The 24,179-nt window shown below is 37.1% G+C and carries 22 protein-coding genes; 3 read left to right on the top strand and 19 right to left on the bottom strand.

Annotated features, from left to right (window positions below; all coding sequences use genetic code 11):
- Positions 1-152 precede the first annotated feature (152 nt).
- The 18 genes from SM124_RS18460 to SM124_RS18375 form a co-directional block, all read right to left on the bottom strand.
- Entirely contained in the window at positions 153-314 is a 162-nt protein-coding gene (locus SM124_RS18460; RefSeq protein WP_322448003.1) for a hypothetical protein, read from the bottom strand.
- 368 nt (positions 315-682) lie between these two features.
- On the bottom strand, positions 683-1,561 hold the full coding sequence (locus SM124_RS18455; RefSeq protein ID WP_322448002.1) for a MurR/RpiR family transcriptional regulator: 879 nt from the start codon (positions 1,559-1,561) through the stop codon (positions 683-685).
- Between the two features lie 75 nt (positions 1,562-1,636).
- On the bottom strand, positions 1,637-2,584 hold the full coding sequence (locus SM124_RS18450; protein WP_322448001.1) for a GNAT family N-acetyltransferase: 948 nt from the start codon (positions 2,582-2,584) through the stop codon (positions 1,637-1,639).
- Positions 2,585-2,631: 47 nt separating this feature from the next.
- Complete coding sequence (locus SM124_RS18445) at positions 2,632-3,780, bottom strand: exo-beta-N-acetylmuramidase NamZ family protein (protein ID WP_322448000.1); 1,149 nt, start codon at positions 3,778-3,780, stop codon at positions 2,632-2,634.
- Between the two features lie 62 nt (positions 3,781-3,842).
- Positions 3,843-4,817: a carbohydrate ABC transporter permease gene (locus SM124_RS18440; RefSeq protein WP_322447999.1), complete on the bottom strand. Its 975-nt coding sequence runs from the start codon at positions 4,815-4,817 to the stop codon at positions 3,843-3,845.
- 12 nt (positions 4,818-4,829) lie between these two features.
- Entirely contained in the window at positions 4,830-5,747 is a 918-nt protein-coding gene (locus tag SM124_RS18435; RefSeq protein WP_322447998.1) for a carbohydrate ABC transporter permease, read from the bottom strand.
- A gap of 133 nt (positions 5,748-5,880) precedes the next feature.
- The gene (locus SM124_RS18430) at positions 5,881-7,209 is read right to left on the bottom strand and encodes an ABC transporter substrate-binding protein (protein ID WP_322447997.1); all 1,329 of its coding nucleotides are present in this window, start codon (positions 7,207-7,209) and stop codon (positions 5,881-5,883) included.
- Between the two features lie 117 nt (positions 7,210-7,326).
- Entirely contained in the window at positions 7,327-8,487 is a 1,161-nt protein-coding gene (locus SM124_RS18425) for an anhydro-N-acetylmuramic acid kinase (RefSeq protein WP_322447996.1), read from the bottom strand.
- A gap of 31 nt (positions 8,488-8,518) precedes the next feature.
- Positions 8,519-10,120, bottom strand: coding sequence for a beta-N-acetylhexosaminidase (gene nagZ, locus SM124_RS18420; RefSeq protein WP_322447995.1), 1,602 nt, complete (start codon positions 10,118-10,120; stop codon positions 8,519-8,521).
- A 43-nt stretch (positions 10,121-10,163) separates the two neighbouring features.
- Positions 10,164-10,877: a PIG-L deacetylase family protein gene (locus SM124_RS18415; RefSeq protein ID WP_322447994.1), complete on the bottom strand. Its 714-nt coding sequence runs from the start codon at positions 10,875-10,877 to the stop codon at positions 10,164-10,166.
- A gap of 24 nt (positions 10,878-10,901) precedes the next feature.
- Positions 10,902-11,951 (bottom strand): serine hydrolase domain-containing protein, encoded by a 1,050-nt coding sequence (locus SM124_RS18410; protein ID WP_322447993.1) that lies wholly within the window; start codon positions 11,949-11,951, stop codon positions 10,902-10,904.
- Positions 11,941-12,870 (bottom strand): N-acetylmuramic acid 6-phosphate etherase, encoded by a 930-nt coding sequence (gene murQ / locus SM124_RS18405; RefSeq protein WP_322447992.1) that lies wholly within the window; start codon positions 12,868-12,870, stop codon positions 11,941-11,943. Before murQ ends, SM124_RS18410 begins: the two co-directional genes overlap by 11 nt.
- Before the next feature lie 39 nt (positions 12,871-12,909).
- Positions 12,910-13,854, bottom strand: coding sequence for a GNAT family N-acetyltransferase (locus SM124_RS18400; RefSeq protein WP_322447991.1), 945 nt, complete (start codon positions 13,852-13,854; stop codon positions 12,910-12,912).
- 129 nt (positions 13,855-13,983) lie between these two features.
- Positions 13,984-14,961 (bottom strand): N-acetylglucosamine kinase, encoded by a 978-nt coding sequence (locus tag SM124_RS18395; protein WP_322447990.1) that lies wholly within the window; start codon positions 14,959-14,961, stop codon positions 13,984-13,986.
- A gap of 162 nt (positions 14,962-15,123) precedes the next feature.
- On the bottom strand, positions 15,124-15,528 hold the full coding sequence (locus SM124_RS18390) for a hypothetical protein (protein ID WP_322447989.1): 405 nt from the start codon (positions 15,526-15,528) through the stop codon (positions 15,124-15,126).
- Between the two features lie 169 nt (positions 15,529-15,697).
- Positions 15,698-16,795 carry a GGDEF domain-containing protein gene (locus tag SM124_RS18385; protein WP_322447988.1) on the bottom strand — a complete coding sequence of 366 codons (1,098 nt, stop codon included), beginning with the start codon at positions 16,793-16,795 and terminating at the stop codon, positions 15,698-15,700.
- Positions 16,796-17,015: 220 nt separating this feature from the next.
- Complete coding sequence (locus tag SM124_RS18380; RefSeq protein WP_322447987.1) at positions 17,016-17,966, bottom strand: NAD-dependent epimerase/dehydratase family protein; 951 nt, start codon at positions 17,964-17,966, stop codon at positions 17,016-17,018.
- Positions 17,963-19,252, bottom strand: a complete 1,290-nt coding sequence (locus tag SM124_RS18375; RefSeq protein WP_322447986.1) for a UDP-glucose dehydrogenase family protein — start codon at positions 19,250-19,252, stop codon at positions 17,963-17,965. The genes SM124_RS18380 and SM124_RS18375 overlap by 4 nt, the downstream gene beginning before the upstream one ends.
- 187 nt (positions 19,253-19,439) lie before the next feature.
- Here SM124_RS18375 and SM124_RS18370 point away from each other — a divergent pair, with 187 nt between their 5' ends.
- The 3 genes from SM124_RS18370 (at position 19,440) to SM124_RS18360 (ending at position 23,053) form a co-directional block, all read left to right on the top strand.
- Entirely contained in the window at positions 19,440-20,264 is an 825-nt protein-coding gene (locus SM124_RS18370; protein WP_322447985.1) for a UTP--glucose-1-phosphate uridylyltransferase, read from the top strand.
- A gap of 102 nt (positions 20,265-20,366) precedes the next feature.
- Positions 20,367-21,464: a CotS family spore coat protein gene (locus SM124_RS18365; protein WP_322447984.1), complete on the top strand. Its 1,098-nt coding sequence runs from the start codon at positions 20,367-20,369 to the stop codon at positions 21,462-21,464.
- A gap of 2 nt (positions 21,465-21,466) precedes the next feature.
- Complete coding sequence (locus SM124_RS18360) at positions 21,467-23,053, top strand: glycosyltransferase family 4 protein (RefSeq protein WP_322447983.1); 1,587 nt, start codon at positions 21,467-21,469, stop codon at positions 23,051-23,053.
- Between the two features lie 51 nt (positions 23,054-23,104).
- On the opposite strand, the gene SM124_RS18355 is transcribed toward SM124_RS18360, so the two are convergent.
- Entirely contained in the window at positions 23,105-24,166 is a 1,062-nt protein-coding gene (locus SM124_RS18355) for a M42 family metallopeptidase (RefSeq protein WP_322447982.1), read from the bottom strand.
- Positions 24,167-24,179 lie beyond the last annotated feature (13 nt).

Raw genomic sequence — 24,179 nt, 5'->3', positions numbered from 1 at the left:
TCCACTGCTTTCTTTTTAAAGGCAACATCATATGTAGTAACTTTCTTTTTCCCCATAAAAAAATCCCCCCATAGTAGACAGATTAGTGTGCTTTCTTTTTTCTGTCTACTATAAGGGGATCATATCAAAAAAGAGATGGCTCTATGAATTTCTTACTCTTGTTCTTCTTGTGCTTCTTCCATACGGCTGTCTAGTTCTTCAAGCTTTGCTGTTAATTTCTCTTTCTTTTTCGCACCTTTTTCAGTTGATTCATCCAATTGTCCTAATTCAACTAACACTTTTTCTCTTTTTTTAGCCAACTTTTTCTTGCCCATACATTAGCCTCCCTCTAATTTTAATTCCTAATCATTATAGAAAGGACAATTCTAATTGTTGTGGGTATTTCACCTATTAGATATTAAAAATTTTTCACAGATGAACAAAAGCGCAAGCGCCACGGTCAGCCCCGACAAACAACTGTTCTTCAACCCTAAAAGTTTGATTTTCGACTTTTAGGGTTGAAGGTTATTTGACCTCGTGGGGCTAGGCGCTGGAGCTGGACGGGGACACTCAATGTTAAATAGTTATCCACAATGCGAAGTATTTTATAATTTCCCAAACGATAAAAAAAGAAGGCCATTAGCCTCCTTTTCTCATGTCTTCTATATTTAATGGGGGATAACAAATTTAAATTCAACCTTTATTAATGTTTGGGATTAGATTTTATATTATCTCTTAAAGTATCAACAGCATTTCTTGTTTCATCAAGGTAGGTGATTGTTTGTTCATACTGCCTGGATGCTACAGACATAAATAAAATATCGATAACATGCAGTTGGGCAATACGAGATGAAGTTGCGCCACTTCTAAATGTTGGTTCCCTCGTTGCAGCTGTATACAAACGTATATCGGCTTGATCAGAAACTAACGAAGAACCATACTTAGTTAAACTAATCGTATGTGCACCTCGTTTATTAGCCAATTCTAATATTTTTGCCACCTCAAATGTTTTTCCTGAAAAGGACACTCCAAATACTACATCATCTTTCTGTACGTTGGCTACCAATGTCGCAGCCATATGAATATCCGAGAAAGCCGTTGCATTTTTATTAATTCGTAGAAACTTTTGTTGAGCATCAGAAGCAATAATACTTGAAGCGCCTACTCCAAAAAAATGAACGGTATTTGCATTTTGTAGCACTTCTACTGCTTTCGCTAACTCTTCAATACTTAATAGCTCTGCTGTTTCTTGGATGGTTTGTATACTATTATTTGTCATCTTTTCAATAATGGAAAAAGGGGATTCATTAGGTTCTATATCTCTAAATTCACGGTCATTTGTATTTTGCAAATCACCTGCAATCCGCAGCTTTAGTTCTTGGAATCCTTTTAAATTTAAAGACTTACATAACCGGATCACCGCAGCACTACTAGTATCGCTACGTTTTCCTAATTCGTTCGCCGTTAAAGTAATGGACTCTCTTGGGTTCTCTAAAATAAATGAGGCTATTTTTTTCTCCGATGGTGGGAGCTGTTTTAGCATCTCTTCTAGCATCACTAAGCCCCCATTTGTAAATGACATAAGCGACCTCTCACTTTACAATAAACTCTATTTTTTAACCATTCTTATAAAAGCTTGCTCATAAGTCATGCTTTATTATATTGATTTTTTCATGACATGGAAAGTTCGCGTTACTTGAAACCCTGTCTTTTTATATAACATTCCTGCTGGGCTTTTCTCACTTGTCCATAGAAACCATGCTCCGTGTAATCCTTCTGATCTCATACTTCTAAGGCATTCATGTAACATGATTTTCCCGATTCCTTTTCCTTGCTGGTCAGGGTCAACACCGAAAGGTCCAAAACGTTCTGCAATCCCTTCATATCCACCGTACAAGCAAAAACCAATCAGCTTTTCTTTATGTCTAGCAACTAAAATCCGTTTTAAAGGAAGACCTTGTAGAATGCCCTCACGGATAGCCCTCCCCCAGTCTGGATTAAAAATTAAATTAGCAAATTGGATAACCTCATAAAGATCTTTGTCCTCTGCTTTTTCAAATGTATATCCTTCTGTTTCCCTAATTCTCTTTAATTCTTTCACTTCTAACGGAACCTCATAACCTACTAGGTTACGATCCATGGCCACCGGGGAGTATAGTCTTTCAAACCCTTGATACTGTAAAAATTGATAAGCTTCTGGATACGTATTCTCATCAATTCCTGGCAAAATGTAGTTCGGTGCGTAAGAAGCAAACAACACATTTTCACGGCCTTCTCCAGCCAAAAATTCAACTGCCTCACTCAGAAGTTTCTTTCCAATTCCCCTGGTTCTAAAAGATGGGTGGATAAAGAAAAATGGAATCCATCCATTTTCAGGTTCTAAGTCTATTCCATACATAGGAAGTAGCCTTCTTACGGCATACACACAACCGACTAATTGATCCTCATGAAAGGCGAGTTTCACTCCCACTGGATCAAAATTTGCATCTAGAAGAACGAGGTTTCGAAATCTAGTAGATGTGATAGGGTCCTTAGGAAGACATTCATTCCATAATTTCACGATTTCCTTTTCATCGCCTGACTGATAAAAACGATAGACTAACAAGATTACCACTCCCTTGCCTATTAGTTTTTAACTCTTATAAAAAATCCTTAGTTATATAACAAGTAAGGTTGTCTCTGCTTTCGAAATCGTTCAAGCTTTAAGTAATTTTCTTCTAAAAAATCACTCGTTTTTCCTTGAAGCAACATTTCCTTTAACTTTTTCGTTCCAGCTAAAAGATCAAACATATATCGACCATTTTCATGCTTAATGATTTCAAAGTCAGTTGGATACATTTCTGCTATGATTTCTAAAAGGGTTAACCCAACCTTTAGTGAGTGGATTTCTCTTCTATTCACAACATGAATTTGAATACCCCCACACACTTGATTTTGGTGTTTTTGATACATAGGCATAAAAGATGTAGGTCTAGCTAATATTCCAGTGAGTTTTTTCTTATTCAGTCTTTTTGCAAGTTGGTGTCCATCTATAAAGGGAGCACCTATAATTTCAAATGGCCTCGTGGTTCCCCGTCCCTCCGATAGATTCGTTCCTTCTACCAAACAAGTTCCAGGATATAACACACACATATCCATTCCTGTTGTATTCGGAGATGGTGGTACCCAGAACAAACCTGTTTCATCAAAATAGTCTTTTCTATTCCATCCACTCATCGGCACAACTGTAAGCTCACAGCCTATCCCATATTCATGATTAAATAACTGCGCTAACTCCCCTACCGTCATGGCATGTCTATTCGGAATAGGATAAAGTCCAACGAAGGATCTTACATCTTCCTCTACTAAATTCCCTTCCATTGAAAGCCCTGATATAGGATTTGGACGGTCTAATACTACAAAATGTTTATTCTGCTCTGCACATGCTTCCATTACATAGGCCATCGTATAAATAAAGGTGTAATATCTTGCTCCAATATCTTGTAGATCAAAAACAACCACATCTACTAAATCAAGCATTTCTTTACTAGGCTTTTTTGAATTTCCATATAAACTATAGACTGGTAATTTAGTATAGAGATCTATGGATGAATCTATTTTTTCTCCCTCTTTTACATCTCCTCTAATCCCATGTTCTGGTCCATAAAGTGCTGTTAAATGTATGTCTGGGTGTTGAAAAAAGAGATCAATGGTAGGAACCAGCTGACTATTTACTCCGGTCATGTTTGTTACAAGCCCTACTCTTTTTCCTTTGAATCGATTTACGAATTGCTCTAAAAAGACATCTAAACCAAGCTTCACATCCGACCCTCCATTACTCTTAAAAAAAGAGAGAAATTCATCTCTCTTTTTTTACCAGAATATTATTCCTTCACTCCACCAAGAGTTAAACCTTTAACAAACTGGCGCTGGAAGATAATAAATACGATTATCATTGGAATAGCTGCAATGGCAGCACCACTCATTAGCAGCTTAAAGCTAGCTAGGTTTGCATCTTGTAGTGACTTTAATCCTACTGGTAACGTATAAAGATCTGCATTATTCAATACGATAATTGGCCATAAAAATGAGTTCCATACATTCATAAAGGTGAAAATCCCTAGTGCTGCTAGACCTGGTTTGGATAAAGGTAAAACAATTTTCCAAAATGTCTTCCACTCACCAGCACCGTCAATCTTCGCAGCATCTAACAACTCATCTGGAATCGAGTACATAAACTGCCTCATTAAGAATACTCCGAATACCATTGATAAGTCTGGGAAAATTAAGGCCCAATGTGTATCCATAATTCCTAAATCTCGAATCATAATAAACATAGGAACTAATGTTACTTGACCCGGAATCATCATCGTTGAAATGATTAACCAAAAGATGAGATTCCTCCCCGGGAACCGTTTCTTTGCTAAAACGTACCCAGCCATTGCATCAAACAAAAGAATCCCAATTGTAACAACAACCGCAATATAAGCACTGTTTAAAAACCAACGCCCTACATTATTCTTCGTTAATAATGTTTTGAATCCAGAGAAGGTGTTATCAACGATATACTCCATTCTCTCACGGTGATATGCTTCCCCTTCAGCATCACCATTTTTGTCTGCCTCTCTTGCTTTACCCCAATGTTCAAAATACTCAGGAATCCCCATTGGATAAAGCTTCGGTGGATTCGAATCCACATAAGATACTTCTCTTGGCATTTCCTCATCTTGATAACTACTTAGCTGTAAAGCTGTACTAAACACCCAATATAAAGGCAGAAGGGAAACGAGAGCAAAAATCGTTAGTAATAAGTAAGTGATTGTTTTGTTGAGTCTATTCAACTTATTAGTTGCATTCATTCCATTTCCCTCCTATTCTTCATGCCTTAGTATTCTAAATTGAATGATTGAGAAGAATAAAATGATTAAGAACAACACCATCGATTGGGCTGCAGCAAAACCAAATTCAAAATCTCTAAATCCTGTTTTATAGATGAGATGAACAAGTGTCTCCGTTGAACTTCCTGGACCCCCACCCGTCATCATAATAATTTGGGTAAATACTTGGAAAGAACCAATTGTACTTAACAAAACTAAATATAGAGTGGATGGCTTTAATAGAGGAAGAGTGATATGTATCCATTTCTTGAAAGCATTTGCTCCATCAATCGTAGCTGCTTCATAAAGTGACTCAGAAATGGATCCCATTGAAGCTAAATAAAAGATGATTCCCACTCCAAACGGTATTAAACACTGCATGATAATAATCGCCCATAATGCCGTTGCTGATTGACCAAGCCAGTTGACCGGACCTACCCCAAACCAACCTAATACATAATTAAAAAGGCCAAAATCATAGTTATACATCCAGCGCCAAACCATTGCAATAATAACACCAGATGTAACAGTTGGTAAGTAAAAGGCTGCTCTGAACAAGCTTTGCGATAATCTACCAAGTGAATAAATTAATGTTGCAATAATTAATGCACTAATAACATTGAATGGAACTGTAACTAAGGTAAATAAAAATGTATTCCATAATGCTTTCCCGAAGGCTTCACTAGTAAATACTTTTAAGTAATTTTCGAATCCTACCCATTCTGCCCCAAACACTTTATAATCTTGAAAAGAAAGTAAAAATGCCCAAACAACTGGAATAGCAATAAAGGTTGTGAATAATAGCAGTTTTGGTAAAAGGAAAAGATAAGCTGGTAAATATTTTTTAAACCTTTGCCATTTAGTCTTCTTTACCGTAGTAATTACAGGGATTGTTTCTTGTTCTAGTTTCACGTTTTCTCCCCCGCCTCTCCTATGTATTACTTTTATATTTTAGGAGATTCATTTAAAGATTTTTCTAGGATCATCTTTTTTTAGTAGAGACCTTTCTATGTAAGAAAGGCCTCTACTAGATTTTTTTACTTTATTATTTTAGTAACTCATCTACTTTTTTCTTCGCGGCATCCATTGCTTCTTGAGCCGATTTCTCACCGTTGAATACTAACTGAAGTTCTGTTTGAATCGCTTCATCAATCTTTTTCCATTCTGGATGTCTTGGTAAGCTTACTACTTGAGAAGACATTTCTTGTGCACGAGCCATTTGTGGATTCTCTTTATAAGGATCCATGTCAGCTGAGCTAATTCTTGCTGGGAATGTACCATATTCTTTAGCCATTGTATATTGCTCTTCCGTAGAAGAAATATGTTTCATAAATTCTGCAACTTTCGCTTTTTTCCCTTTATCTTCTTGGTGGAACATTAACCAACCACCGACACCTCCGATTGTCACAGGTTTACCTGATTTACCAGTTGGGTAGTTAGCAACTGCAAAGTTCGTAGGGTATTTTCCTTGTGCTGCACCGATTGCCCAAGTTGCCCAAGGTTGCATAGCAACTGTTCTTTGCTCTTCGTTTGCCCAAGCTTGGAATGTACCACCTACATCAGCACCACCATGTGTAACTGGAGCTACTTCTTCTTTTAATTTTAAATCTGCTAGTTGCTGTATAGCTGAAACAGCTTCTGGGCTGTTAAAAGTAAATTCTGTATTATCTGCATTTAAAGGATTTCCACCATTCATATAGAAGAACGGCCATGCTTCATAGTAACCTGGTAAAATATAAGTTGATACTCCGTATACGTCTGTTTTGCCATCGCCATCACGGTCAAAAGTTAATTTCTTAGCTGTTTCTACGAATTCTTCCCATGTCCATTCACCGTTTGCTGGTGGCTCTACGCCTCTTTCTTTAAATAAATCTAAGTTTAATAGCATACTATGAACCGTCATAGAGTTAGGAATTCCATAAAGTTTTCCGTCAAATTTATAAGAGTCTAAAGCGTTTGGATAAAAGTCTTTCAACTCATCTTCTGTGAAAAATGAGTCAAGTGATTCAATAACCCCTTGTTCAACATGATCTGAGCTTACTGCACTACCACTAATATCAACAGGTGCGATATCTGGCCAAGCTTTACCTGCAATAGAAACCCCTAATTTATCAGGAAGTTCTGCCCACGGTACTTGAACTAATTCTACTTTTACACCTTCATTTGCTGCTTCAAATTCTTTAATTTTTGCTTCTAACCAGTGGTACTTGTTATCATCGGCATCTGGCCAACGTGGTCCATCCCAAATCGTAATGGTACCTTTCCAATCGCTAGCTTCTGAAGTGGTTTCTTCTTTGTCTGAGCAGGCTGCTAAAATCCCAAAGACCATAATGGAGATTAGAAACATGCTTACATATTTAAGCTTTTTCTTCATTTTTATTCCCCCTGTTTTTTCATTTATCTAATGAAATAGAATTAACTAAAAGTCCAAAAACCCTTTATTACCATCCAAGAAGTTTTTTGGTCCTTCACCCCCTTAAATGATGTTTCATTACCATGAGATTTTCCCCATAATTACCGGCTTTGTTGCTCCTGTTGCTGAGGGAAGATTATTGGTTTGTTGCTTCAAACATTTATAGCCAAGTAAAGCAAAAATCATGGCTTCTTTCGCATCTGGTGAAACACCAAGATGATTGGTACCTTGAATCTCCAACTCCGGTAGTTGGTTCGAGAGTTCTTTTAATAGAGTTTGATTATGATAGCCTCCACCGCTCACTAACACTTCTTTTAACTGTGCTGGCTCGATATGTTTTTTGATTTCACCTGCAATCGTATAAGCAGTTAAGGCGGTTACGGTTGCTAAGCGATCTTCCAATGATAACTTTAAGTCCTCTGCTTCAAGCCAAAGTTTCTCAGCATACTGGATTCCAAACATTTCCCTTCCAGTACTTTTTGGAATCTCTACTTGGTAATATGAATGGTTTAAAAGCTTTGCTAACCACCCCTTATTGACCATTCCCTTGGCTGCAAACTCTCCACCAGCGTCATACGATTTTTCACCGTTAGTAGCCCATTTCATAAAAGCATCGATAATCATATTTCCTGGACCTGTGTCATACGCTACACAATCTACTTCTGTACTGTTTTTTGGCAACACTGTTAGATTGGCGATTCCACCAATGTTCAATAGCACACGGCCAAATTCTTTATTTTTAAAAAGGATGTAGTCAGCAAAAGGGACTAATGGTGCCCCTTGACCACCTGCTGCCATATCTCTTGTTCGAAAATCACCGACTGTTGTTATACCTGTTCGCTCAGCAATTACACTTATATCACCAATCTGAAAAGTAGAAGCTACTTGATAACCCGCTAGATTGATCTTTGTAGGTTGATGATAAATCGTTTGTCCATGGGAACTAATCAAGTCAATATCACTCTTATTAAATCCGGCTTCTGTAATTACTTTTAAAGAAGCTTCTGCAAACAGCTCACCTAAAAGGAAATTCATTGAAGAGATATTTTCGATTCTTGCTGTTTCGGGATTACATATATCTAAAATGGCTTCCTTAACCTCTTTTGAAAAGGGATAGGAGTTAAAGAAAATAGTGTCTAAATGAAGTTCTTCCTCTTCTGTTATCCTAACTAAAGCCGCATCAATGCCATCTAGTGAAGTACCAGACATTAACCCAACCACATGGTACTCTTTTTTCATCCTATTAGCCCTCCTTACCACTAGGCCTCGATTAAAGATTCGGAATGGTAACCGGTAATTCTCCCGACACCTTCTTTTTACCGAAAATCGCCGAAGCCGCTGTTCTTAACGCTGGATAAGTGAACTCATACGTACATATATAAGTTGATATACCAGGAAAATACGTTAAGTCATAAGGACTTCTTGTTGCTATCACAATAAGGTTTTTCGTTAATTTATTTAACACTTCCACTAAACGAACCTGTTGGCTACCAGGAAGTGCAGTTAAGGTTCCTACAATGACCGTCGAGTAATGTTTAGCGGCTTCAAGAATATGGGTAACTTCCTCCTCAGTCGGTGGATTGGAGAACTTCATTACATCTGTATGTTCATGAAACTCTCGAATCGATTCTTCTAAAGAGAAAGAAGAATATCTTCTATCTTCAACTTGCATGATTAAATTATTTTCAGGGTAAACAACTAGAATCCTTTCCTCCTTGTCTAACGATAAAGGAATTAATTCTTTTTCATTTTTAACTATTGTCACCCCTTGACGGTAAACCTCCGCTGCTTCAAATTCATGTTGTTTACAGCCAACGGTCTCTGAAACTTCAAGTTCCCCTTCAAGCTGAATATCTTCCCAGCTTAAATATTTTTCTTTTAACTTCATCACTCGCCCGTACGCTGCATCAATGGTCTTCTCGTCAATCTCACCACGGTTTACCGCTTTTAAAATTTCATTAATGGTTTCAAAATGTCTAGTATGTAAATGGGAAACCATAATAAGATCGACTCCTGCTTTAATAGCTTCTACTCCCCCTTGTGCCGTCCCTATGTTGTCAGCAATGGCATTCATCTCCATACAATCCGTTGTGACCACTCCGTTAAATCCAAGTTTTTCACGTAATAACCCATTAATTACTTTATGTGATAAGGTTGCTGGAACATTTTCTCGATCTTCTATCGCTGGAAAGTATACATGTGCCGTCATAATGACATCTGCGCCTTTATCAATACAGTCTTTAAACGGTTTCAACTCGATTTCTTCTAAACGGTCCATTTCATGTGTGATAACAGGTAAATCTAAATGTGAGTCCACATTTGTATCTCCGTGACCCGGAAAGTGTTTTAATGTGGTGATGACACCAACATCTTGCATCCCTTGCATGGCATTTTGCCCAAACAGTGAAACCTGCTCTGGAGATTCCCCAAATGATCTTACCCCGATAACTGGATTTTCCGGGTTGTTATTCACATCAACAACGGGTGCTAAGTTCCAATTTAGCCCTAATGCTTTTAACTCTTTTGCTGTAGCAGCAGAAATAGCATAAGCATTTTCCGGACTCTTCGTTGCACCTAATAACATCGCACCTGGGAAGACCGTAGTTCCTTCACCTAATCTTCTAACCACTCCATTTTCTTGATCTAAACAAATCAAAAGTGGCTTTTCATGCCCTGCTTTTTTAGCTTCTCGTTGTAATTCCGTAGTTAATGCAAGCACTTCTTCAGGGGTCCCTATATTTCGACCGAATAAAATAATACCGCCTACATGGTGGTCACGAATAAGCTTTTTAATTTCAGGTGAAGCCGTCTTTCCTTTGAAACCAAAAACCATTAACTGACCTACTTTGTTTTTTAATTCCGGAGAAACCATGTTTTCCTCTCCTTTCCCACTACTTCGTTTTTAAATATAGCGCTTACAATTCAAATCCTGGAATAGACGCTCCTTTTCGAACGTTAGAACCTACTGGATATTTAAGGGTTTGTGCATATTTACTTCTCGCTACACAACCTCGTACCGTACCTAAAGCTTTATAGTAATCATAATATCTGAAAGATGTAGAGTTCATAATAAACCAATATTGAGATAGTGCCTCCAAGTAAGCATCAAATTCATCTGAAACATCGACAAAGACATCAGGGACATAGTCCTCCATATCCTCCCAGTTCTCACTATGGAACACTCGAGTCAGCGAATGTGGCGGTAATCCTTCTAAATCAAAACCTGGTAACGCTGCCTTCAACCATGCAGACTGTACAATTTTAGGAACTAGGGCATGGTCAGGATGAATACTCTTTTCCCAGTGAGTAACGACTACATTAGGCTTTAACTTCCTAAAAATCGTTGCCACTCTCGATACCGTTTCATCATCTTCTTTAAGCTCTGCATCTTTATAATCTAATGTTAAACTTTTTGCTCCTAAAATAGCGGCAGCTCTTTTCGCTTCTTCGATTTTCTGCAACCTGTAATCCTCCACTGTTTGACCAGCTGGTGTTCCTTTTTCACCTGCTGTTAAGTGAAGAAAGGTTACTTCATGACCTGCTTTAGCATATTTGTGTGCAATGGCTCCTGCTTGAATTTCTCCGTCACCACAGTGGGCACCGATAATCATTAAATGAAATTTAGACATCCTAATCCCTCCATTAATGATCCCTTACAAGTAAGCACGAATGACATTATGTAATCTAGGACGCAAACGAATAATCGGATCTTTTCTTCCATAATGAACACGGTTGGTTAGTAAAATGACACGCAGTTCAGCTTCAGGATCAAACCAGACACTTGTTCCAGTAAATCCTGTATGACCATAAGATTTAGGAGAGAAAAAATCTCCACAAGATGAATTGCGTGGGCCTTTTAAAATCCACCCAAGTCCTCTGTACTCGGTTTTATCAAATGGAGTAAAATTTTCTCTTGCTAATTGAGTAGAGACTTTTGATAATAGTTGCTTTCCGTTATAGACGCCATCTTGTTCTATCATAGAAAAATAGTTTGCTAGGTCATCTATTGTGGAGAAGAGACCCGCATGACCGCTAATGCCACCCATAAATTCCGTATTATCATCATGAACAATTCCGTGTTTATAATCTTTTAAAGCTTCATTAAATTCAGTTGCAGCATATCTCTCTCTAGGGAATGTCGGATTAAAACTAGTCTCCTTCATCTCTAGTGGATCAAATATGTTTTTTCTAACAAAATCTTCGAAAGGTTGATCGGTTAATTTTTCAATTAATTTATATAGAATGATAAAGCCTAGATCACTATAGATTACTTTTTCTCCAACTGGGGCAACTAGTTGATCCTCTACAATCGCTTTGAAAACCTGTTCTGCTTTTAGAGCCTCTAGGAAATAGGGTTTATGTGCACGAAGCCCTGATGTATAGGTTAAAAGGTGAACAACTCTAATTTCATCTTTCCCGTTTACACCAAACTCAGGAAAGAAACTCGTAATCGTGTCATCTAAACGTATAGCTCCTTCCTCCATTAACTTTAAAATGGTAGGTAAAGTAGCAACAATTTTAGTAAGAGATGCCAAATCAAAAACTGTATTTATGTTCATCGGAGCCTTTTCTGGATATACCACTCGGCTTCCAATTGCCTCTTGTAAAATGGTTCGAGATTGATGGGATATTTGGATGACAGCCCCCGGAATATGCTCTAAATCGATTTCATTTTGCAGAAACGATAGAACCTTATCCCGCATCGTTTTGACTCCTCTTTTTTGCGAGCTCGATTGCTTCACGTACAAAACCATTTGCTTGATTAATAGAGTCCATCGCTGTTTCAAGCTTTACTCCCGCTCGAATCATCACAATGGCTGGTTTGACTCTCTGATTCGTCTGATTAAGTGTTGCTTCAGCTTCTTCATAGGAAACCCCTGTAATATTTGTGACAATGCTTTTAGCTCTTTCAATCAATTTCATATTACTAGCTTGAAGGTCCACCATTAAATTACCGTACACCTTTCCAAGCTTAATCATGGTCGTTGTAGTCAACATATTTAAAACCATTTTTTGTGCTGTTGCGGCTTTGAGCCTTGTTGAGCCAGTCAAGATTTCTGGACCTACGACCACTTCAATTTTATGTTTTGCATATTGGCTGATTTCCGCATCTTTATTACATGCTAATGAGATGGTCGTCGCCCCCATGCTCTCAGCATAGTAAAGGCCTCCCTTTACATATGGCGTTCTTCCACTTGCCGCAATGCCTACCACTACGTCCAAATGATTAACATTTTTCCCTTTTAAGTCTTCTGCAGCAACTTCAAAACCATCTTCGGCTCCTTCAACTGCTGTTAAGATTGCTTTTTCTCCACCTGCTATTAATGCTTGAACCATTTCTGGAGGTGTACAGAAAGTTGGTGGGCACTCAGATGCGTCTAACACACCTATTCTGCCACTTGTACCTGCACCAATATAAATGAGTCGTCCCCCATTTTTTAAAGAATTGTATATGGCGTCAATGGCTGCTTCTATTTGTGGCAGGACCTCTTTTACCGAATCCGCAACCGTGCGATCTTCTTCATTCATAAGCTTAATAATTTCCATTGTGGAAAGCTGATCTATGAATGTTGATCGGTCATTCGATTGTTCTGTTGTTAGTGTTGAAAGATTTACCTTCATATTTACACGCCTTTCTCTTCCTTCTTATCTTAGAAGGAACTAGAAGTATTTGCTGTATTGTCTGTATTCTTTCCAGATGTTGAAATGAAGTTTTCCATAAAAGTTAACTAGCCCTGTCCAGTCAATTACAATCGTATGAATATTTCGTTTGTTTAGCTGATGTATAGCCTCCTGAACAATCGCTAACCCATATCCGTTCTTACGTTCATTTCGGTCGATTCCAAGAGGACCAATTCCCCCTATCCGTTCATCCAAGAGTGGTGCCCAATAGACGTTTTGAGCAATATAAGGGGACTGATCATCATTTATTCTGCAAAAACCGATGATGTCACCATTTTTGATTAGAGTAACAAACTCTCTGCCGGTTCCACCCATTTCAAAATACTTAACCGCTTCGTACTCCCATCTACCAGGAAAGCAACGATTTAAAAAGGAGAGGAATCGTTCTCTATCATCTAATTGCAAAACATTGAACGTGACATTCTCCAACTTTACTTCCTCTTGATAAGCAGTCTTACAAATAAGGTCAGCCTCTTTTCCTTCTCTCGTATAACCTCTATTTTCAAACCAATTTTGAACAGATTCATAAAGTTCTGGAATACCCGGGAAGTAATGCCACGGATCTCGCCCTAGCAAGATTTTTGAAATATTTGTTGATTGTAAGGCTGCCTCTGCCTTTGATAGAAGAGTAGAGCCTATTCCCATTCTTCTGTAATCAGAATCAACGAGAAGTACTTGGATCCAACCTATATGATCTGGCATTTTAACGTCTATTTCTTCTAGCCAGCTTTTTGCTATAACAAAGCCCACCACTACGTTTTGATCATTCAAACAGATAACAGAACCTTCCTGGTTAATATTCAAGTCTTGAAAGCTATTTTGAATAAATAGCTCTTCTCTCATAGGAAAATCTAGACTGCATTCTTTATTCCATAATTCCACTAACTCTTTCACTCTACTAATATCCCAAGAAATATACTGCATGTTATCCCTCCAATCAAAGCGGGTTGACTCAAAGATTCTAAATAGTTTGAAATTTTAACTTTACAATGTAATTATATGTCATTGTAAAATAAAAATTCAACATATTTTAGTATATCTTGTATTTATATTTTAAAAATATTTATTTGTTTCTATAAATGTTTGAACAAACGTTTGATTAATATCGGCTCCTGCCTGCTTTAAAGCAGCTATTACAGCACCGCCTACAGGAGGTAAAAGCGGTTCTATTAAGTCTGCACTTATATCTTGTTGTGCCAATCCTTCAAGGATGATAGGACTAAACCACTCGGCCCTCTTATAAATACCTCCCGCTAAAACAACAGGAATCCTTCTATCTTGATTAGGAAATAATCTTTTTATTAAAGTACTTATGGAAAAAGCGGTTCTCATACTTAGTTCGTAAATGATCGTTTTAGCTACTGAATCTCCTTCATCAGCTGCTTCTATCACCAGTTTACCTAAAGGAGCTATAACGTCTCTTGACATCCCTAATTGATAAATATAGGGAATTACTTCTGATATAGATTCAGTTTGAAAATGTTTTAATATGAATGGAGTAAGGAGAGTTTTTCCCCCTCGTTGATCGCTTTCAGCAAATGCAGCCCTCAATGCTTCTTTCCCAAGTGCAAAGCCACTTATCTCGTCATCTATGAGGTAACCCCAACCACCCACTCTACTGTGTATACCTGTCTCGTTCATCCCAAAAGAAATCGAACCGGTACCTCCTATTTGAACAATCCCCAAATCACCTAGTGTGCCTGCGAAAAGTGCATTTACTCCATCATTGTCTATGAATACGCTTACATTATTAGGTACAAAAAATGAGATCATCTCGTTTATATTTGCTTTTGCACTTTCCCTGTCTACTCCTGACATTCCAGCAAATACGTGAGTGATTGAGTCAAAGACTTCTTGATTCTGATTTTTCAAATCTTGAAATAATAACTGAAACTCCTGTTTAACTCGTTCTAAATCTACTCCATTTTGATTAGTTGCACCAACGATGGAAATAGCCACCACTGTCCCGGATTCATCAGCAATAACACCAATCGTTTTCGTTCCACCACCATCTATTCCAAGAACATACATAGTTCATTCCCCTTTTTAATAACAGGATCATATAAATTAGTATAAAATAATTGAAATAATATTTCAATAAACTATAATATTATATAAAAATATATTTCAAAAATGCATATTAAAAAACCTGATAATTAGTCATCCTTAATTATCAGGTTTGATTTCAATTATTTACGATTGTTTATCTACGAAATGCTTTCCAAATACTACTGCCATAAGACCAAAAACAATAAAACTAATTAATAAAGTGGAGCCACCTACAATATAAAAAACCATCGAAAATGTTTCAGGTGCAAAGTCCACCTTCAAATTGTACATCCACATCCCCGTCGTTAATCCAAAACTACCAATGATAGCTGTCCAAACATGGAAGATTGCTAGCTTAGAATGTTTTGGTATAGCAAAAACGGCATAAAAAATGGCAAACGAAAATAAAGAAAGCCATCCAACAACTAGAATATGGGCATGTATCGCCCTAAACATATAAGATCCGGAACCCGCCATATGGGATCCCATAAATGCACCAATAACAGCATATAATGCAGAAAAACGCAGTAAAATTTTTGTTCTATTCATTTTGATACTCCTTTTGATTGTGTACTCATTTTATCATGGATTCCAAATCCTAAGCTATAACTATGTTATACCATACCAATATGAACAGAAGATGAACAACTTACTAGTCTATAAAATAAAAAACCGAAAACCAACCAATCACGTTGAATTTCCGGCTTATCATTTCTATTTATATAGCCCCTAACCCCGTAGAGTTTACTTGGTTACGACCATTATTTTTTGATACATATAGACATTCGTCGGCTTGCTCAATGGCTTTAAATAAGTCTTTATTATGATTAATTTCAGAAATTCCAATCGAAACGGTTAGGTTTTTAATAGAAACCTTACTTTCTGTATAAAAAGTAGTATTTTCAATTTCCTTACGAATGGTTTCGGCCATCTGAATCATTTCTTGAAAAGTTGGACCCGAAATATATAGAATGAACTCTTCGCCCCCATATCTCCCGACTAAGACGTTTTCGCTTTTAAACTGGGAGACCTTATATTCAATCACTTTTGCCACACTTTTTAAAATTAAATCTCCATTTAAATGACCGTATTTATCATTAATCGATTTGAAGTGATCAATGTCTATCATAACAATATATCTGTTATTATTTTCAATAGGTTTTGACTTAATTTTTGACTCAAAGGTACGAATATTATACAAACCGGTTAACGGGTCACGTTCAGCAAAATATTGAAGCTGTTCTCTTAAATGTACATCCTTTTCCGTACTGTTAATAAAAAAATATAAGGTAAAGGCTGTTAAAGTAAAGGAACCAAAGCGTAAAATAGATATTTCTTTAAATACATTCCAACCTTCTGGGACTAAGAAAATGATAGGAAGGTCAGATATAAGCCACGAGACGCTAATTAAACTAACTAAAGTCAGGGGCTTCAGAACAGACTTTTTTACTTTACCTAGAACTAAAGCATATAGAACTGGTAATACCATTCCAAAAATAACACCAGGTAAGGCCCCCTCCCCACCCATTCCAAGTCTCCAAGAGCTCGTAATCAGTAAAGCTGGAAGAGCACACTTATACCCCCATTTAAATGCTAAAAAGACTAAAGGGATTAATCTTAAGTCAAATTGAAACCCCCAAAATCTAATTGGCAGATAGAAAATGATAATAATCGCTGTTGAAACTAGCAATACAATACCAATTGGCCAAAAATAACTTGGATGGTTTCCTTTTTTCTTAAAAATTAAGTCAATACATAAATGCATTAAAAAAATGATAGCAATATTAGATAATATAGATTGAAAGACCTCATTCATTAGACGAACCCCTATTTCTATTCGTTTCGGGCATAAACCTCTATATCGACTATGATTGTTTATGCTTTCACTTGCATATTATATCACTTAAACCAGATTATGGTATAATTATACTATATTCAAGATATAATGTGCTTTTTTAGTCATATTTTTACTACTATTGTCACAATATTTACAAACAAATTCCTCCGTAAATTAATAGGCCGAGGGCATCCTCGACCTACTTTAGTCCGTATATCTCACTTATATATTCAATCTCTTTTGCTATTCCTTCTCTTAAAGTTATTTTCGGATCGTATCCAAGAATGGACTGGGCTTGAGAGATGTCAGCCCATGTATGCATCGGTTCGCCAGTCACCTTTGGTAAATACGTTAACTTTGCTTTTTTTCCTGTTAAGTTTTCTATGATTTCAACCACTTCATTAACACTAGCTCGCTCTTTCCCCCCTATGTTAAAGCATTTCCCAATCGCTTGTTTATTGCTAACAATTTTAGAGATCCCCTCAACACAATCCTTTACATAAGTAAAATCCCTTGACTGTGTCCCATCACCAAATATGGTTAAAGGCTCATCTGATAGTATTTGTTTAATGAAACGGTGAAAGGCCATGTCTGGACGCTGACCAGGGCCATACACCGTAAAAAATCTCACAGTTACGATTGGAACTTGGTAGCTGTGTTGGTACACATTACAAAGATGTTCTCCTGATAACTTAGTTATTCCATAAGGTGATAACGGTAAGGGATAATCGCTTTCCTTTACCATCCCACTTTTTTCACCATAGATAGAGGAGGTAGAGGCATAGATAAATTTCTTAATGGGAAATCCCTTCACACTTTCAAGCAATCTTTGTGTTAGCAAGATGTTGTTAGTTACATACTCATCAAAGTCATTTCCCCAGCTAGATCTAACCCCGGGCATGCCTGCCAAATGATAAATAACATCTATTCCCTTCATCAATCCTTCCAAATCTGCATTCATTAAGTTTATTTCCTTAAAAGTAAAACGAGGATGGTTCGTTAACTTCTGCAAGTTAGTTAACTTCATATTTTTCGGTGTAGGCCCAATAAATGTATCAACCCCAAGCACCTCATAGCCTTCTTGAGATAGAAGTTCCTCACACAGATGGACACCAATAAATCCTGCCGCTCCAGTCACTAAGATTTTCATGTTCGCGCCACCCCTATATATCGAAAGCCACTTTGACTTACCTTTTTTGGATTTAAGCAGTTCCTTGCATCTAAAAGGATTTTCCCTCTAGACAAAGTTCTCATTTTTTCTAAATCCATTTTTACAAATTCATCCCAATCTGTCGCAACAATGATACAATCGGAATTCAAAACAGCTTTTTCAACACTTTCCACAATACTGATATTATCCTTCTTCCAATCAGGTAGCTTAGCTTTTGGGTCATATACCGTTACCATACAAGGTTGCTGGCTGAGCTTTTCAATTAGTTTTACCGCTGGTGATTCTCTAATATCATCGGTATTTGGTTTAAAAGAAACCCCTAATACAGCAATCCTTCTACCTGATAAATCTTTCATTTCTTTTAATAGTTTTTTCATATAAAGATCTACTAAGCTACCGTTTACTTCTTCGACTGTGGATAAAATTTTTGGACAAACATTTTTACTGAGAGCACTTTGAATAAGAGACTTTACATCCTTTGGAAAACAGGAACCCCCGTATCCTATACCTGCCTTCAAGAAGTGCGGCCCAATTCTCGAATCTGTTCCTATTCCTTTAGATACGTCTTCAATATTTACGTCATATTGATCACAAATCATCGCTATTTCATTAATAAAAGAAATCTTTGTAGCTAAAAATGCATTTGAGGCGTACTTGATCATCTCTGCTCCGTTCAAGCTTGTAACAATCATCGGCGAATTTAATCCTACATATAATTTCTCCATGATTTTTCGAGACTTTTTATCGGTAGGCTTTATGCCAACCACTAGTCTATCAGGGTTTTCCATGTCATAAATGGCTGAACCTTCCCTTAAGAATTCTGGATTAGATACGACATCAAATAGATGAGGAGAGACCCCCTTTTCCAGTAAATAGTGATGAATAGATTCATTCGTACCAGGTGGGACTGTACTCTTTGTAATAATGGTTTTATAGGAGGTAATGGATTGACTAATTGTATCAACAACTGAATAGATAAAGGATAGATTTGTTCTTCCATCAGGAAGAGAAGGCGTACCAACAGCAATTAGAATAACTTCTGATTGGGAGATGTGACCAGCCACATCTGTGCTAAAGATCAAACGAGCTTTGTAGTCTTCCAGTAACTCCTGTAAGCCTGGCTCGTATATGGGTACTTCACATCTTTGTAGTTTTTCAATTCGTTCCTCATTGATATCAACACAGTATACTTGATGTCCGAGTTTTGCAAGGACGGCTGCTGTTGTTAATCCAACATAACCAGCCCCTATCACACATATATTCACTGTCTACATTCTCCTTTAACAATCTAATATATGTTTATCGTATGAGTCATGTAGGATAACCGGAATCTATCATATACCCAAATTAAGCAAAATGTACTTAGTTAATTGCCTGTTTTCTATATAAAAAGTGCCTTATCAATCTCTAACGAATATAAATGTCATAAGGACAAGAAAGGAGGCAGATATTTTGATAAAAAAAGCCATTATTCCTGCCGCAGGTTTCGGAACCCGTAATCTACCAATCTCTAAAACAGTTCCAAAAGAGATGTTCCCCGTTGGACTCAAGCCAGCGATTGAATATGTTATTGAAGAAGCTGTTGATGCTGGCATTGAGCAAATACTAATTGTCGTTTCCCGATCCAAACAGTTAATCATTGATTATTTTGACCCCTCTTTTGAGTTGGAAAATCATTTGAAGAAGAAAAACAAACTAGAATTATTAGATAAAATTACAGTACCTAAAGTTGAAATCCTATACACCCGCCAAGCTTACGCCAATGGTCTAGGAGATGCCATTCGACTTGGAAAAAATTTTGTAGGGGAAGATCCGTTTGCGGTTTTACTTCCTGATGATATTATTCTGAAAAAAGGAAGAGGAATAAAAGAATTAATTGCTACTTATGAAAGTACGAATAGTAGTGTTATTGGTTTAAAAGAAATCGCTACAGAACATTTGAAAAAATACGGTGTCATTAAAGGGGCAAAAGTACCTGAAATAGCTGAGAAAGTCTATAAGATTACAGACATTGTAGAAAAACCACAACATAATCCCCCTTCCAATTTAGCAGTCATTGGGCGTTATGTATTTACACCTACCATCATGAAGTTTTTAGACATTCTTACTCCAGGTGCAGGTGGAGAAATACAGTTGACCGATGGGATTAAAGACTTGTTAGACAAGGAGAATTGTTATGGAAGGATTATTTCAGGGGATCGCTACGATATTGGTATTGAATCCGATTATATTAAGCTAATTAATAAAGTCTATGAATTAAATAATGAATCTGTTTAATGTGAAATCGGATAATGTGGTGGTTCTTGGTTATAGTTGATCGAAATTCTTTACCGACTACTATTCTTTTATAAAGTTTTAATTAGTAGGAGGAATTTAAAAGTGGATGATAAACTTATCGAACCTTGGGGAATAGATTTGACCTTGCATGATGAATTATATGTCCCCGAATATATTACAGAACTTGCTTATGAAGTTGTAAAAAGTTACGATTTTGCCGTTAGAGATATGCAAGTAATGGCAACGAAGCCTTTCAAAGGAGGCGCAATTTGGAAGCTTGAGACTACCAAAGGTCCAAAGAGTTTAAAGTTACTTCACCGCAGGCCGAGCAGGAGTTTATTTAGTTTAGCTGCACAAGAATATTTAGTTGAGGTAAAAAAGGCACGTGTCCCATCTATTGTTCAGTCAAAGAGTGGTAGTAACTTTGTAGAAAGGGGTGGAAAGCTTTGGTTTGTTGCTGAATGGATTGTGCCACTAGAGCCAGTAAATGACAATTTAGAAGGAGCAAAACTTCTATGCCATGCCCTAGGTGAATTCCATTATTTAACAAGTGGATATAAACCACCAAAGCAAGCAGAAATCTCTTCTAGACTATATAAATGGCCAAAAAATTATCAAAAAGTCATTGAAAAACTAGATTGGTTTCGGCAAATCCTTACTCTTTACACTGAATTGCCTGCTAGTAACATTATTATGAGCCATCTAGATTTTTACGAAAAACAAGCAAAAAATAGCTTAGAGAGATTAAACAACTCCCCTTATTCTGAACTAGTTAAGAAAGGGAATGTTTATTGGGGATTGGCCCACCAAGACTATGGATGGTCTAATGCTCAAATGGGACCTAATGGTATGTGGGTCATTGATTTAGATGGGGTTAGTTATGATCTCCCTATTCGAGATTTATCGAAGTTAATAACAGGAGCCATGTCAGGCCTAGCACAATGGGATTCAACTTGGGTGCGAGAAATGATTCAATCCTATCACGAAGCTCGCCCAATTCCCCCTGAACTTTATGAAGTATTAATGATTGATTTGTCACTGCCAAATGAATTCTACAAAAATATTAAACATATGATTTATGATCCTGAGCTCTTCTTAGATGAAGATCTTAAATCGATCGTCGAATCAATCGTACAATTAGAAGATTCTAAGTGGAAAGTGTTAAAAGAAATCGAACAAGATTGGAAGGGGGAAAAATAAAAATGAACATTTTAATGATATGTACTGAAAAACTTCCAGTCCCCCCTGTCCTTGGAGGAGCTATTCAAACCTACATTGCAGGAATTCTTCCCTATTTAAGTAAGAAACATCAAATTACCGTCCTTGGTACCAACCACCATACTCTTCCAGAAGATGAAATAATTGATGGAGTTCGTTATGCTCGTATTCCCGGAAAATTATTTGAGGTTTACAAAGAAGGAGTTTCAAGATTTGTAGCAGCAAATTCATTTGACCTTATCCACATCTTCAATCGCCCTAGACTGATTTTACCGGTTAGGCAAAATGCACCTCAAACAAAAATAACATTAAGCATGCATAACGATATGTTTTTTCCAGAAAAAATGGATCCAGAAGAAGCGGAAATGGCCATTAAAGAAACTTCTAAAATTGTAACTGTAAGTGATTATATTGGCAATGTAATAAAAAATTTATTTCCAGAATCCGCAACAAAAATTAAAACCATCTACTCAGGTGTCGATATTGATCGATTTTTACCAAAGAACCACCCAGAAATGGTAAAGACAAGAAACTCCCTCCTAAGAGCTCACGGTCTTGAAGACAAAAAGGTAATTTTGTTTGCTGGCCGTCTGTCTAGAAACAAAGGGGTTGATAAGCTAGTAAGAGCCATGGCTCCTCTTTCAAAGGAATTCAAGAATCTAGCATTAGTCATTATGGGTGGAAATTGGTTTAGTGAAAATAAAGTCACTGATTATGTAGCATATGTTCGTGCTTTGGCAAAAAGAAGTCCTGTTCCAATTATCACAACCGGTTTCATCTCTCCTGATAAAATTCATGAGTGGTTTGGTGCCGCTGATTTATTTGTCTGTACTTCTGTCTGGCAAGAACCTCTAGCTCGTGTTCATTATGAAGCAATGGCATCAGGCCTACCTATAGTCACAACCGCAAGAGGTGGAAATCCTGAAGTGATTTTACCAATGGAGAATGGAGTCGTCGTAGATAATCCAGAGGACCCCAATAGCTTTGCAGTAACTATCGCTAAAGTATTAAGCAATTCTGCACTTATGACCAAAATGGGATCTACAGGAAGAGATTTAGCTCTTAAAAATTATACATGGAAGCGTGTGGCAGAAGATGTACTCAATGTGTGGAATTCTGTAAATGAGGGTCTAATAGAAGAGTCCGTAACAAATACACTTAATCCAGTTTCAAATGTTAACATTGAATTGAACGATATGGAGAGTTTCGGTAAGTGGGACCACTTTGAAGAAAGCTCCGACGATCCGCTTCTTACTAATCGAAGACAATCTATTATTGGACAGAGTGACAAAAGACAAAGGTTACTTCATTTATTAACTACTTTAAAAGAGCTAACTCCTAGTATATCCAAAGAAAACACTGCAAACAGTCTATCTGATTCTCTTAATCAGATACTTGGAAATAAGGCTATCAAACAATCATCTCCAAATCTCATTCAACCATCGAATAAAAGAAACCGTAACTATTTAAAGACCAAACCAGATAAGCGAAATAAAAAGGATTCAAAACTGCTAGATTTAATAAAAGACATCAATATGACTATTAATCAAAATAAAAAAATAAATGAATAAATTGCAGGTCCCTAGCAAATAAATACTAGGGACCTAAATAGTTATCATATACTATTCAATTGTAAACTTATAATTTTCTTTTAGCTTCATGTTAGTGACAAAAGCAACTAACAAGTCTTTTGTTGCCTCAAGATCTTGCATATCAATTACTTCAATTGAAGAATGTGCATACCTAGACGGGATGGATAACACTCCTGTTGGGATACCTTGGTGAGACAAGCTTAGCTCTCCAGCATCCGTACCAATACCAGGGAAAATTTCTAATTGATAGGGAATGTTATTTTCCTCTGCCAATTCGATTAGATGTTCACGAACTTTTTTATTAGAAATCAAGCTAAAATCTAGTACCTTAATTCCTGTTCCAGCTCCTAAAGCTAAAGAACGATCCATCATTTCTTCTGGTGTATCACTTACTGCAGTGGTGTCTAAGGCAATAGCAACGTCTGCATTATGTTGTTGTCCTGCTACTCTTGCCCCTCTTAAACCCACTTCCTCTTGTACTGTAAACACACCTACAAATTCACCTGCAAAATCACTAGCTTCTAACTCCTCTAGTGCTTGAACGAGTACAGCACACCCCGCACGGTCATCAAAAGCTTTTCCTACTACTCTATTCTCAGATAAATGGTCAAAGTGCGGATACCAAGTTACCGGGTCTCCTACTTTAATTCCAGCCTCCAATACTTCTTGCTTCGATCTAGCACCAGCATCTATGTATAACTGTTGATGAGCTCGGACCTTTTTCGGGTCATCATACTTCATCATGTGAGCTGAAATGGTACCAATTACCCCGCTACGCAACCCTTTGCTTGTATTTATTTGAACTCGTTGGGACAGTAAAATACGATCATCATGTCCTCCCAGCTTTTCAAATCGAATTAGCCCATTTTCTTCAATCTTTTTCACGATAAAACCAACTTCATCCATATGGGCAGCAACAACGACTTTAGGACCTGGCGTGTTTCCTTTTTTACTTACAATTAAATTACCAACTCCATCGACTTCCATTGAATCTACTTTATCTTTTAAACGCTTTGCAATATATTGAGCTACAGCCTCTTCGAAACCACAAGGACCATGAATAGAAGATAAATCTTTTAAAAGTTGTTCCACTGTCATTCACTCC

Source organism: Robertmurraya mangrovi (genome assembly GCF_034427655.1).
In the GTDB taxonomy this organism is placed as follows: Bacteria; Bacillota; Bacilli; order Bacillales; family Cytobacillaceae; genus Robertmurraya_A; species Robertmurraya_A mangrovi.
Note: the sequence above shows the minus strand (reverse complement) of the source record. Positions and strands in the feature narration are given on the sequence as shown.

Coding starts and splice junctions, on each gene's coding strand:
- SM124_RS18460 (WP_322448003.1), bottom strand. CDS start 314: ATGGGCAAGAAAAAGTTGGCTAAAAAAAGAGAAAAAGTGTTAGTTGAA.
- SM124_RS18455 (WP_322448002.1), bottom strand. CDS start 1,561: ATGTCATTTACAAATGGGGGCTTAGTGATGCTAGAAGAGATGCTAAAA.
- SM124_RS18440 (WP_322447999.1), bottom strand. CDS start 4,817: ATGAATGCAACTAATAAGTTGAATAGACTCAACAAAACAATCACTTAC.
- SM124_RS18430 (WP_322447997.1), bottom strand. CDS start 7,209: ATGAAGAAAAAGCTTAAATATGTAAGCATGTTTCTAATCTCCATTATG.
- SM124_RS18425 (WP_322447996.1), bottom strand. CDS start 8,487: ATGAAAAAAGAGTACCATGTGGTTGGGTTAATGTCTGGTACTTCACTA.
- nagZ (WP_322447995.1), bottom strand. CDS start 10,120: ATGGTTTCTCCGGAATTAAAAAACAAAGTAGGTCAGTTAATGGTTTTT.
- SM124_RS18415 (WP_322447994.1), bottom strand. CDS start 10,877: ATGTCTAAATTTCATTTAATGATTATCGGTGCCCACTGTGGTGACGGA.
- SM124_RS18410 (WP_322447993.1), bottom strand. CDS start 11,951: ATGCGGGATAAGGTTCTATCGTTTCTGCAAAATGAAATCGATTTAGAG.
- murQ (WP_322447992.1), bottom strand. CDS start 12,870: ATGAAGGTAAATCTTTCAACACTAACAACAGAACAATCGAATGACCGA.
- SM124_RS18400 (WP_322447991.1), bottom strand. CDS start 13,854: ATGCAGTATATTTCTTGGGATATTAGTAGAGTGAAAGAGTTAGTGGAA.
- SM124_RS18395 (WP_322447990.1), bottom strand. CDS start 14,961: ATGTATGTTCTTGGAATAGATGGTGGTGGAACGAAAACGATTGGTGTT.
- SM124_RS18390 (WP_322447989.1), bottom strand. CDS start 15,528: ATGAATAGAACAAAAATTTTACTGCGTTTTTCTGCATTATATGCTGTT.
- SM124_RS18385 (WP_322447988.1), bottom strand. CDS start 16,795: ATGAATGAGGTCTTTCAATCTATATTATCTAATATTGCTATCATTTTT.
- SM124_RS18380 (WP_322447987.1), bottom strand. CDS start 17,966: ATGAAAATCTTAGTGACTGGAGCGGCAGGATTTATTGGTGTCCATCTG.
- SM124_RS18360 (WP_322447983.1), top strand. CDS start 21,467: ATGAACATTTTAATGATATGTACTGAAAAACTTCCAGTCCCCCCTGTC.